This is a genomic window from Pseudorhodoferax sp. Leaf274 (genome assembly GCF_001422445.1).
Taxonomy (GTDB): domain Bacteria; phylum Pseudomonadota; class Gammaproteobacteria; order Burkholderiales; family Burkholderiaceae_C; genus Pseudorhodoferax.
This window is the reverse complement of the sequence record NZ_LMNA01000002.1, coordinates 18,400-28,668: the sequence shown is the minus strand read 5'-3', so window position 1 is coordinate 28,668 and position 10,269 is coordinate 18,400. Positions and strand designations below refer to the sequence as shown.

At 68.2% G+C, this 10,269-nt stretch carries 14 protein-coding genes; 13 read left to right on the top strand and 1 reads right to left on the bottom strand.

The features are described from left to right. Positions 1–24 precede the first annotated feature (24 nt). The 10 genes from hisA (at position 25) to tatC (ending at position 5,693) form a co-directional block, all read left to right on the top strand. Positions 25–768: a 1-(5-phosphoribosyl)-5-[(5-phosphoribosylamino)methylideneamino]imidazole-4-carboxamide isomerase gene (hisA, locus tag ASF44_RS05715; protein WP_056898253.1), complete on the top strand. Its 744-nt coding sequence runs from the start codon at positions 25–27 to the stop codon at positions 766–768. Beyond that, positions 761–1,615 (top strand): D-hexose-6-phosphate mutarotase, encoded by an 855-nt coding sequence (locus ASF44_RS05710; protein WP_056898252.1) that lies wholly within the window; start codon positions 761–763, stop codon positions 1,613–1,615. Before hisA ends, ASF44_RS05710 begins: the two co-directional genes overlap by 8 nt. Positions 1,616–1,647: 32 nt before the next feature. Then, positions 1,648–2,427 carry an imidazole glycerol phosphate synthase subunit HisF gene (gene hisF, locus ASF44_RS05705; protein ID WP_056898251.1) on the top strand — a complete coding sequence of 260 codons (780 nt, stop codon included), beginning with the start codon at positions 1,648–1,650 and terminating at the stop codon, positions 2,425–2,427. Between the two features lie 28 nt (positions 2,428–2,455). Continuing rightward, positions 2,456–2,866, top strand: coding sequence for a phosphoribosyl-AMP cyclohydrolase (gene hisI, locus ASF44_RS05700; protein WP_056898440.1), 411 nt, complete (start codon positions 2,456–2,458; stop codon positions 2,864–2,866). A gap of 6 nt (positions 2,867–2,872) precedes the next feature. Beyond that, positions 2,873–3,265, top strand: coding sequence for a phosphoribosyl-ATP diphosphatase (locus ASF44_RS05695; RefSeq protein WP_056898250.1), 393 nt, complete (start codon positions 2,873–2,875; stop codon positions 3,263–3,265). Continuing rightward, positions 3,258–3,656 carry a hypothetical protein gene (locus ASF44_RS05690; RefSeq protein ID WP_056898439.1) on the top strand — a complete coding sequence of 133 codons (399 nt, stop codon included), beginning with the start codon at positions 3,258–3,260 and terminating at the stop codon, positions 3,654–3,656. Before ASF44_RS05695 ends, ASF44_RS05690 begins: the two co-directional genes overlap by 8 nt. Before the next feature lie 10 nt (positions 3,657–3,666). Continuing rightward, complete coding sequence (locus tag ASF44_RS05685; protein ID WP_056898249.1) at positions 3,667–4,023, top strand: histidine triad nucleotide-binding protein; 357 nt, start codon at positions 3,667–3,669, stop codon at positions 4,021–4,023. 70 nt (positions 4,024–4,093) lie between these two features. Beyond that, on the top strand, positions 4,094–4,339 hold the full coding sequence (gene tatA / locus ASF44_RS05680) for a Sec-independent protein translocase subunit TatA (protein WP_056898248.1): 246 nt from the start codon (positions 4,094–4,096) through the stop codon (positions 4,337–4,339). 10 nt (positions 4,340–4,349) lie between these two features. Further along, a complete protein-coding gene (gene tatB / locus ASF44_RS05675) occupies positions 4,350–4,835 on the top strand; it encodes a Sec-independent protein translocase protein TatB (protein WP_056898247.1) in 486 nt (161 codons plus the stop codon). A 57-nt stretch (positions 4,836–4,892) separates the two neighbouring features. Then, positions 4,893–5,693 (top strand): twin-arginine translocase subunit TatC, encoded by an 801-nt coding sequence (gene tatC / locus ASF44_RS05670; RefSeq protein WP_056898246.1) that lies wholly within the window; start codon positions 4,893–4,895, stop codon positions 5,691–5,693. A 12-nt stretch (positions 5,694–5,705) separates the two neighbouring features. On the opposite strand, the gene ASF44_RS05665 is transcribed toward tatC, so the two are convergent. Further along, entirely contained in the window at positions 5,706–6,851 is a 1,146-nt protein-coding gene (locus ASF44_RS05665) for a S1C family serine protease (protein ID WP_056898438.1), read from the bottom strand. A 286-nt stretch (positions 6,852–7,137) separates the two neighbouring features. On the opposite strand from ASF44_RS05665, the gene ASF44_RS05660 reads away from it, so the two are divergent. The 3 genes from ASF44_RS05660 to pdxA are packed head-to-tail and all read left to right on the top strand — an operon-like array spanning position 7,138 to position 10,267. Further along, a complete protein-coding gene (locus ASF44_RS05660) occupies positions 7,138–8,454 on the top strand; it encodes an MFS transporter (RefSeq protein ID WP_056898245.1) in 1,317 nt (438 codons plus the stop codon). Positions 8,455–8,483: 29 nt separating this feature from the next. Next, positions 8,484–9,242 (top strand): Nif3-like dinuclear metal center hexameric protein, encoded by a 759-nt coding sequence (locus ASF44_RS05655; protein WP_056898244.1) that lies wholly within the window; start codon positions 8,484–8,486, stop codon positions 9,240–9,242. Then, positions 9,242–10,267, top strand: a complete 1,026-nt coding sequence (gene pdxA / locus ASF44_RS05650; RefSeq protein WP_056898243.1) for a 4-hydroxythreonine-4-phosphate dehydrogenase PdxA — start codon at positions 9,242–9,244, stop codon at positions 10,265–10,267. Before ASF44_RS05655 ends, pdxA begins: the two co-directional genes overlap by 1 nt. Positions 10,268–10,269 lie beyond the last annotated feature (2 nt).

Genomic DNA, 10,269 nt, shown 5'->3' with positions numbered 1-10,269 from the left:
CCGCTCCAGGCTGCCTTCAGCACCATGCTCCTCATTCCTGCAATCGATCTGAAAGACGGTCAATGCGTGCGCCTCAAACAAGGCGACATGGAACAGTCCACCACCTTCAGCGACGACCCGGCCGAAATGGCGCGCAAGTGGGTCGACCAGGGCGCGCGCCGCCTGCATCTGGTCGACCTCAACGGCGCCTTCGCCGGCAAGCCCAAGAACGAGATGGCGATCCGGCGCATCCTCAAGGAAGTCGGCGACGTGGTCGATGTGCAGCTGGGCGGTGGCATCCGCGACCTGGACACGATCGAGCGTTACCTGGATGCCGGCCTGCGCTACGTGATCATCGGCACCGCAGCCGTCAAGAACCCCGGCTTCCTGCACGATGCCTGCACGGCCTTCGGCGGCCACATCATCGTGGGCCTGGACGCCAAGGACGGCAAGGTCGCCACCGACGGCTGGAGCAAGCTCACGGGCCACGAGGTCGTCGATCTGGCCAAGAAGTTCGAGGACTACGGCGTCGAGTCCTTCATCTACACCGACATCGGCCGCGACGGCATGCTGACGGGCATCAACATCGACGCCACCGTCAAGCTGGCGCAGGCGCTCGGCACGCCGGTCATCGCCTCGGGCGGGCTGTCGAACATCGGCGACATCGAGAAGCTCTGCGAGGTCGAGAGCGAAGGCATCGAGGGTGTGATCTGCGGCCGTGCCATCTACACCGGCGACCTGGATTTCGCCAGCGCGCAGGAGCGCGCCGACAACTACAACAATGGCTGAGCTGGCGGCCGCGGCCGAATCCTTCCGCGGCCAGCCCTGCCTGCGACTGAACTGGGGTCCCGACGACAGCCTGCTGGTGGCGCTGCATGGCGCCCATGTGCTGTCATGGACCGGTGCCGGGCGTGAACGCCTGTACCTGAGCCCCAAGGCGGTCTTCGATGGCCAGGCCGCCATCCGCGGCGGCGTGCCGGTCTGCCTGCCGCAGTTCAATGAACGCGGCCCGCTGCCCAAGCACGGCTTTGCGCGCAACCTGCCCTGGCGCTGCGGCGGTGCGCGTGCCGAGGCGGCCTCGGGCGATGTGCTGCTGACGCTGGTCCTCGAAAGCGATGCGGCGACGCGCACCCGATGGGCGGCGGCCTTCCGCTTCGCGCTGACGCTGCGGCTCGGTGCCGGCCGGCTGGAGATGCTGCTGGAGCTCGACAACACGGGCGCCACGCCCTGGAGCTTCACAGGCGCGCTGCACACCTACCTGCAGGTGCAGGACATCGCCGGCGTGCGGCTGCAGGGGCTGGACGGCCAGCCCTGCTGGGACGCGCTGGCCGACACCCGTGCTGCGCATGCGGGCGAGGTGCGCTTCGACGGCGAGTTCGACCGCGTGTTCCGTGCCGCACCGGCGCCTTTGCGCCTTCTGGACGGCAGCACGCAGCTGGAGATCGCCCAGAGCGCAAGCTTCGAAGACACCGTGGTCTGGAACCCCGGCGCTGCCAAGTCCGCCACCATGGCCGACATGGCGCCCGACAGCTACGTGCAGATGCTGTGCGTGGAGGCGGCACAGGTCGAGCGCCCGCTGAGCCTGGCACCCGGGGCGCAGTGGGCCGGCTGGCAGCGCCTGTCCGTCGCCGCCTGATCTCCCCCTCTTTTTTCTCGAGCAGAACGCCCATGCTGGCCAAACGCATCATTCCTTGCCTGGATGTCACGGGCGGCCGTGTCGTCAAGGGCGTCAACTTCGTCGAGCTGCGCGATGCGGGCGACCCCGTGGAGATCGCGGCGCGCTACAACGAGCAGGGTGCCGACGAACTGACCTTCCTCGACATCACCGCCACCAGCGACGGCCGCGACCTGATCCTGCCCATCATCGAGGCCGTGGCCTCGCAGGTCTTCATTCCGCTGACGGTGGGGGGCGGCGTGCGCACCGTCGAAGACGTGCGCCGGCTGCTCAATTCGGGCGCCGACAAGACCAGCTTCAACTCGGCCGCCATCGCCAACCCCGAAGTCATCAACCAGGCTTCGGACAAGTACGGTGCACAGTGCATCGTGGTGGCCATCGACGCCAAGCGCCGCAGCCCCGAGGATGCCGCGCAGCGCGGGGCCGGCTGGGATGTCTACAGCCATGGCGGGCGCAAGAACACCGGCCTGGACGCCGTGCAATGGGCCGCCGAGATGGCGCGCCGCGGCGCCGGCGAGATCCTCCTGACCAGCATGGACCGCGACGGCACCAAGTCCGGCTTCGACCTGGCGCTCACGCGGGCGGTCAGCGATGCCGTGGGCGTGCCTGTCATCGCCTCGGGCGGGGTCGGCAGCCTGGACCACCTGGCCGACGGCGTGCAGTCCGGCGGCGCCGATGCCGTGCTGGCCGCGAGCATCTTCCACTATGGCGAGTTCACCGTGGGCCAGGCCAAGGCCCACATGGCGGCGCGCGGTATTCCCGTACGGATCTGACGTCATCGTGATCACCGAGAATCCCGCGATGGACTGGTTGGACGATGTGAAGTGGGATGCGCAGGGCCTGGTGCCCGCGATCGCCCAGGAAGCTGCGAGCGGCGACGTGCTGATGTTCGCCTGGATGAACCGTGAGGCGCTGCAGAAGACCTTCGAGCTCCAGCGCGCCGTGTACTTCAGCCGGTCGCGCGGCAAGCTGTGGTTCAAGGGCGAGGAATCTGGCCACGTGCAGACCGTGCACGAGATCCGGCTCGATTGCGATGCCGACGTGGTGCTGCTCAAGGTCACCCAGCTCGGGCACGAGCCGGGCATCGCCTGCCACACGGGCCGGCACAGCTGCTTCTTCAGCAAGCTCGAGGCCGCTGGCCAATCCCATGGCGGCGCGCGCTGGCAGGCCGTCGATCCGGTCTTGAAAGACCCCGAGTCCATCTACAAGTAGGCCCGCATGAGCACTTTGTCCCAGGACGCATTGGGCCGCCTCGCGGCCGTGATCGAGAGCCGCAAGCCCGCGGCCGGCGGCAACCCCGAGGCCAGCTACGTGGCCCGGCTGCTGCACAAGGGCCCGGACGCCTTCCTGAAGAAGATCGGCGAGGAGGCGACCGAGGTCGTCATGGCCGGCAAGGACATCGACGCCGGCCGCGGCGATGCCGCCCACCTGCAGGGCAAGTTCGTGGCCGAGGTGGCCGACCTGTGGTTCCACTCGCTGGTGGCGCTGGCGCATTACGGCGCCGGCCCGCAGGATGTGATCGACGAGCTGCTGCGCCGCGAAGGCACCAGCGGCATCGAGGAAAAGGCCTTGCGCAAGGCCGTTGCGCGCGAAGGAGATGGCCGTGGCTGACGACATCGTCGACGTTCAGGTCAAGGACAGCGAACAGGCCCAGCAGCTCAAGACGGTGGGCTGGATCAGCTACGTGCTGCACCTGGTGGTGGCGGTGGCGGCCGTGGTGCCCTCGGCCCAGCCCAGCATCGGCCTGTTGCTGGTCGCGCTGGTGATCGACCTTGTCAAGCGCTCGGATGCCGAAGGCACCTGGCAGGCCAGCCACTTCTCCTGGCGCATCCGCTCGGTGCTGTGGGCTGGCGTGCTCTACCTGGTCACGCTGCCGCTGTTCTTCCTGCTGTACCTGCCCGGTGCCATCGCCTGGCTGGTGATCTCCATCTGGTTCCTGTACCGCATCGTGCGTGGCATGGTGGACATGAACGCCAGCCGCCCGGTCGGCCCATCCCGTTGAGCGAGCCCGCATGCACGACTCCGATTGCCTGTTCTGCAAGATCGCCCGAGGGCAGATCCCGTCCCGCAAGGTGTACGAGGACGACGAGTTCTTCGCGTTCCACGACATCCGCCCTGCCGCGCCCATCCACTTCCTGATCGTGCCCAAGGCCCATGTGGCGTCGATGGCCCATGTGACCGAGGAACATGCACCCATGCTGGGCCGCATGCTCACGCTGGCGCCGCGGCTGGCCGCGCAGGAGGGCTGCAACCCGTATCCCGAGGGCGGCTTCCGGCTGGTGGTCAACACCGGCACCGAAGGCGGCCAGGAGGTGCACCACCTGCATCTGCATGTCCTGGGCGGTCCGCGCCCCTGGGCGCGCGGCTGAACATTCGCCTACGGCGGGAATGGTTCATCCCGCGCACTAAAATTCAACGCAATTCGTTAGGAGTACTTCCATGGGTTCTTTTTCCATCTGGCACTGGTTGATCGTGCTGTTGATCGTGGTGATGGTGTTCGGCACCAAGAAGCTCAAGAACATGGGCAGCGACCTGGGTGGCGCCGTCAAGGGCTTCAAGGACGGCATGAAGGACGGCAGCGCCACGGACGACAAGGCCGCCACCGGCCCGAACGCGCAGGTGGGCAACACGGCAGCCAACGCCGAGAAGTCCACCATCGACGTCGAAGCCAAGACCAAGTCCTGATCGTCCGCCCGTGATCGATCTCGGCATATCGAAGATGGCGCTGATCGGCGCGGTGGCGTTGATCGTCATCGGGCCGGAAAAGCTGCCGCGCGTGGCCCGCACCGTGGGCACCTTGCTCGGCAAGGCGCAGCGTTACGTGGCCGACGTCAAGGCCGAGGTCAACCGCTCCATGGAGCTGGACGAACTCAAGAAGATGAAGGACACGGTGGAGGGTGCCGCGCGCGACGTGCAGACCTCCATGCAGACCTCTGCCAGCGACTTCGAAAAGGACTGGGCCGCCACCACGGCCGGGCTGGACGGCAGCACGACCGCGTCGTCCGACAGTACGGCGGCCGAAGGCTTCGTGCGCTATCCCGAATACAAGCACCCCAAGAAGCACTGGCGTGTGAAGCAGGGCGCCATGCCGCAGTGGTACAAGGCGCGCACAGGTGTCCGCACCAAGGCCTTGTCCGGTGCAGCGCGGGTGGCCCGCTACCGGCCCCAGAAACTCAATTGACCACGGTTTGCACCGTGTCCGGCCGGCGCAGCTGCCCGCCGTCCATCCGCTTGCACCATGCCTGATCCGAACACGAAGGAAGACGAACTCGCCGGTACGGAGCAGCCGTTCGTAGAGCACCTGATGGAACTGCGCGACCGGCTGATCAAGGCCGTGGTCGCCATCGGGGTCGTCGCGGCCGTGCTGGCCGTCTGGCCTGGCCCTGGCGCGCTGTACGACCTGCTGGCCGCGCCACTGGTGGCGGCGTTGCCGGCGGGTGCCACCTTGATCGCCACCTCCGTGATCTCGCCGTTCCTGGTGCCGCTCAAGATCCTGCTGATGGCCGCCTTCATGATCGCGCTGCCGGTCGTGCTCTACCAGGTCTGGGCCTTCGTGGCGCCAGGCCTGTATTCGCACGAGAAGAAGCTGGTCATGCCGCTGGTCATTTCCAGCACACTGCTGTTCCTGATCGGCGTGGCGTTCTGCTACTACTTCGTGTTCGGCCAGGTGTTCAAGTTCATCCAGAGCTTTGCGCCCAAGAGCATCACCGCCGCGCCTGACATCGAGGCGTATCTCGGCTTTGCGCTGAGCATGTTCCTGGCGTTCGGCCTGGCCTTCGAGGTGCCGATCGCCGTGGTCGTGCTGGCGCGCGTGGGCATCGTCACCGTGGACAAGCTCAAGAGCTTTCGCGGCTACTTCATCGTGGTGGCCTTCGTCGTGGCCGCCATCGTGACGCCGCCGGACGTCGTGTCGCAGCTGGCGCTGGCCATTCCCATGTGCATCCTCTACGAGGTGGGCATCTGGGCGGCGCAGCTGTTCATCAAACACACGAAGGCGCCCGAGGAGGCGCAGGCCGAAACCAGCGGCAACGGCTCCTAGCAGCCGTTTGGATCAGGGCCGCTGCGCGCGCTGCGGCTTGGGCCGCACGCCGGGCGTCACCTGCACACGCAGGCGTTCCTCGCGCCGCAGCACTTCGAATTCCGATGCTTCGCCGGGCTTGAGCGCGGCCACCGACGACAGCAATTCCGTCACGTTGCCGATGGGCTTGCCGGACACCGCGGCGATGACATCGCCCGGCCGCACGCCGGCCTGTGCCGCCGGGCCGTTCTGCAGCACGCCGGTGATGATCACGCCGGCCGTGGTCTTCACGCCGAAGGTCTCGGCCAGTTCGGGCGAGAGGTCGTTGGGTTCGACGCCGATCCAGCCGCGCCGGACCTGGCCGTCGCGCACGATGCCTTCGAGCACCAGCTTGGCCGTCGACACGGGAATCGCGAAGCCGATGCCCATGCTGCCGCCGGAGCGCGAGTAGATCGCGGTGTTGATGCCCAGCAGGTTGCCCGTGGTGTCGACCAGTGCGCCGCCCGAATTGCCGGGGTTGATGGCGGCATCGGTCTGGATGAATTCCTGCAGCGGGCTCAGGCCCAGCTGGTTGCGGCCCAGCGCACTGATGATGCCGCTGGTCACGGTCTGGCCCACGCCGAAGGGGTTGCCGATGGCCAGCACCTGGTCGCCGACCTGCAGCGCGTCCGAGCTGCCCAGCACCATGACGGGCAGTTTGTCGAGGTCGATCTTGAGGATGGCCAGGTCGGTCTCGGGATCGGTGCCGATCACCTTGGCCTGGGTGCGCCGCGCGTCGTTGAGGATCACCTCGATCACGTCGGCGCCCTCGACCACGTGGTTGTTGGTCAGCACATAGCCTTCGGCGCTCACGATCACGCCGCTGCCCAGGCCGGCGCGCGCCTCGCCGCCGCGGTCGCCGAAGAAGAAGCGGAACCACGGGTCGTTGCTGTTGGGATGCGGTTGGGCCGCCGTGCTGGTGTTGATGCTGACCACGGCGGGCGCGGCACGCTTGGCGGCCGGTGCAAAGCTGCCGGCGGCGACCGTGCCCGGTGGCGCGGCAGGCGCCTCGATGACGGAGATGCTGCCGCCCGCGAAGCTGCGCTTGCCCAGCCACTCGGGCTTCAGCGTCGCGACGACGAAATAGGCCGCGAGCAGCACGGTCACGGATTGGGAAAAGAGCAGCCAGAAGCGCTTCATGGTGGCAAGGGGAAATCCGGGAAAGCGCGCATTGTCGGCCATGGCGGTGGCGCTCCGCAGGCCGCACGCTGGTCCTGGCGCTGCACGATACCGGGTAAACCCTTAGAATCGCGGCCCTGCGCCAACCGCTGCGTTCTCCGCCATGCCGGACCGGACACCCCGGTTGCGTGCCTGGGCCAGGCCCCACCCGGACCCTCCCGCCGAACGACTTTCTCCGTGCCGCCCACCCCCGCGGCGGCGTCTTGCGCAGACGCGATCCTGCACGCCGTTTCCACCTAACCTTGCCATGACCACCTACGTTTCGGCGTCGTCCCAGCAGGACGCCGCATCGCGCCGACCGCTGACCCGACGCGATTTCCGCACCCTGGGCCTGTCGGCTCTGGGCGGCACGCTGGAGTTCTACGACTTCGTCGTCTTCGTGTTCTTCGCCAACGTGCTGGGCGCGCTGTTCTTCCCGGCCGACATGCCGGATTGGCTGCGCCAGCTGCAGACGCTGGGCATCTTCGCCGCCGGCTACCTGGCGCGGCCGCTGGGCGGCATCGTCATTGCGCACTTCGGCGACATCCTGGGCCGCAAGCGCATGTTCACGCTGTCGATTTTCCTGATGTCCGTGCCGACGCTGGTCATCGGCCTGTTGCCCACCTATGCCGCCATCGGCATCGCAGCGCCGCTGCTGTTGCTGGCCATGCGCATCCTGCAGGGGGCGGCCATCGGCGGCGAGATGCCGGGTGCCTGGGTGTTCGTGGCCGAACACGTGCCGCAGCGCCACTACGGCATGGCCGTGGGCACGTTGACGGCCGGCATCACGGGCGGCATTTTGCTGGGCTCGCTGATCGCCGTGGCGCTCAACACGCACTACACGCCGGCCGAGATCCACGATGGGGCCTGGCGTATTCCCTTCATCCTGGGCGGCGTGTTCGGGCTCGTGTCGGTCTACCTGCGCCGCTTCCTCGAAGAGACGCCGGTGTTCCAGGAGTTGGCCGAGCGCAAGAAGGTGGCGCGCGAAATGCCCGTCAAGACCGTGCTGCGCGAGCACCGCACGGCCATCGTGCTGGTGGCGCTCATGACCTGGGTCTTGTCGACCGCCATCGTCGTGGTGATCCTGTTCACGCCGGCCTACCTGCAGAAGGTGTTCCAGATCCCGGCCAAGCTGTCGCTGCAGGCCAACCTGGCGGCGACCTTCACGCTGACCGTCGGCTGCGCTGTCGTGGGCTGGGCATCGGACCGGCTCGGCACCAAGGCGGTGATGCTGATCGGCTGGGGCGGCCTGTTCGTCACGACCTACCTGTTCTACCTGGGCCTGCCCGGTACGCCCGAATCGCTGGTGTGGAGCTACGCGCTGATCGGCTTCTTCGTCGGCTCCATCGCGCTGCTGCCCATCGTGGGCGTGCGCGCCTTCCCGCCGGCGGTGCGCTTCAGCGGCCTTTCGTTCGCCTACAACATGGCGTACGCGGTCTTCGGGGGCCTGACACCGGTGCTGATCAGCGTCTGGCAGAAGTACGACGTGATGGCACCGGCCCACTACGTGGCCGCGGTCGCGGCGCTCGGCTTCCTGATCGGCCTCTGGCCGTTCGCCTCGCGCGGCTGGCAACCGCGCGCGTGACGGGCCGGATGGCCTGAGACAATCCGGCCATGCACACCACCACGCGCGACGAATTGCTGCAGGCCTGCGATGCACTGCTGCAGCCGGCCCGTTTCAAGGACTACGGGCCGAACGGGCTGCAGGTGGAGGGCAGGGCGCAGGTCCGCCGGCTCGTCAGTGGCGTGACGGCCAGCCGGGCGTTGATCGAGGCCGCGGTTGCCGACGGGGCCGACGCCATCTTCGTGCACCACGGATTGTTCTGGCGCGGCCAGAGCGGCACCGTCACGGGCTGGATGAAGCAGCGTCTGGCGCTGCTGCTCGCGCACGACATCAGTCTCCTGGCCTACCACTTGCCGCTGGATGCGCACCCTGAACTCGGCAACAACGCGCAATTGGGCCGTGTGCTGGAGCTGACCGTAGAGCCGACGCGCTTCGGCGAGCAGGAGCTCGGTTTCATGGGTCGGGGCGTGTTTGCCGATGCGCAGATGCTGGCGCAGCACGTGGAGCAACGGCTGGGCCGCCGCGTGACGCTGGTCGATCCGGGCCATGGCCGGCCGCTGCGCCGCATCGCGTGGTGCACGGGCGGCGCGCAGTCGTACTTCGAGGCGGCCATCACGGCGGGCGCCGATGCGTTCATCACCGGCGAAATCTCCGAGCCGCAGGCCCATCTGGCGCGCGAATGCGGCGTGGCCTTCCTGGCCTGCGGCCACCACGCGACCGAGCGGTATGGCGCGCCGGCCGTGGCCGCGCAGGTTGCGGCGGCGCTGGGCATCGCGCACCGCTTCATCGACATCGAGAACCCCGCCTGATGGCCGCGCCGACTGCCATCCAGCCGGTGGCCATCAGCATGGGCGATGCCGCCGGCATCGGCCCGGAAATCATCGCCAAGGCTTTCCAGGCCGAGCCCGCGTTGCTGCAGGGTTGTTTTGTCGTGGGCGATGTGGGGCTCATGCGGCGCGCGCTGGCGCTGCTGACCGGGGTGGTGCCCGCGCTGGCGCCGATCGCCACGCCCCGGGACACCTGGCAGGTGCCGCCACGCTGCATTCCGGTGCTGCAGCCGGGGGCGGACACGCCCGCCATGCCCTATGGGATCGTCAGTGCGGCAGCTGGCCGCCTGGCCGCCGACTGCGTGGCGTGGGGTGCGCGGGCCGCCTTGCGGGGCGAGGTTGCGGCGCTGGTCACCGCGCCCGTGCACAAGGAGGCGCTGGCCGCTGCAGGCGTGCCTTATCCGGGCCACACCGAACTGCTACAAGCCGAGGCTGCGGCGCATGCCGGGCGGCCCGTGGCAGAGATGCCGGTGCGCATGATGCTGGCCAACCCGGAGCTGCGCACCGTGCTGGTCAGCATCCATCTGGCGCTGCGCACCGCGTTGGATGCGGTGACGTTCGACAACGTGCTGCAGACGCTGCGCATCACGCATGCGGCCCTGGCCACCATACTTGGCCGCGCGCCGCGCATCGGCGTGGCCGGGCTGAATCCGCATGCGGGCGAGGGCGGCCTGTTCGGCCGCGAGGAGATCGAGACCATCGCGCCGGCCATGGCAGCGGCGCGCACCGAAGGCATCGACGCCCAGGGCCCTTATGCGCCCGACACGGTGTTCATGCGCGCCCGCACCGGCGCGTTCGACGTGGTCGTGGCCATGTACCACGACCAGGGGCTGATCCCGGTGAAATACCTTGGCGTGGAGCAAGGCGTGAACGTGACGCTGGGCCTGCCGCTGGTGCGCACCAGCCCGGACCACGGCACGGCCTTCGACATCGCCGGCACCGGCCGGGCCGATGCGCGCAGCCTCGTCGAGGCCTTGCGCATGGCGCGCCAGCTGGCGATCGCCTGAGT

Bases quoted from the DNA above. Each gene is read 5' to 3' on its own strand.
- hisA (WP_056898253.1), top strand. From the start codon at position 25: ATGCTCCTCATTCCTGCAATCGATCTGAAAGACGGTCAATGCGTGCGC.
- ASF44_RS05710 (WP_056898252.1), top strand. From the start codon at position 761: ATGGCTGAGCTGGCGGCCGCGGCCGAATCCTTCCGCGGCCAGCCCTGC.
- hisF (WP_056898251.1), top strand. From the start codon at position 1,648: ATGCTGGCCAAACGCATCATTCCTTGCCTGGATGTCACGGGCGGCCGT.
- hisI (WP_056898440.1), top strand. From the start codon at position 2,456: ATGGACTGGTTGGACGATGTGAAGTGGGATGCGCAGGGCCTGGTGCCC.
- ASF44_RS05695 (WP_056898250.1), top strand. From the start codon at position 2,873: ATGAGCACTTTGTCCCAGGACGCATTGGGCCGCCTCGCGGCCGTGATC.
- ASF44_RS05685 (WP_056898249.1), top strand. From the start codon at position 3,667: ATGCACGACTCCGATTGCCTGTTCTGCAAGATCGCCCGAGGGCAGATC.
- tatA (WP_056898248.1), top strand. From the start codon at position 4,094: ATGGGTTCTTTTTCCATCTGGCACTGGTTGATCGTGCTGTTGATCGTG.
- tatC (WP_056898246.1), top strand. From the start codon at position 4,893: ATGCCTGATCCGAACACGAAGGAAGACGAACTCGCCGGTACGGAGCAG.
- ASF44_RS05665 (WP_056898438.1), bottom strand. From the start codon at position 6,851: ATGAAGCGCTTCTGGCTGCTCTTTTCCCAATCCGTGACCGTGCTGCTC.
- ASF44_RS05660 (WP_056898245.1), top strand. From the start codon at position 7,138: ATGACCACCTACGTTTCGGCGTCGTCCCAGCAGGACGCCGCATCGCGC.
- ASF44_RS05655 (WP_056898244.1), top strand. From the start codon at position 8,484: ATGCACACCACCACGCGCGACGAATTGCTGCAGGCCTGCGATGCACTG.
- pdxA (WP_056898243.1), top strand. From the start codon at position 9,242: ATGGCCGCGCCGACTGCCATCCAGCCGGTGGCCATCAGCATGGGCGAT.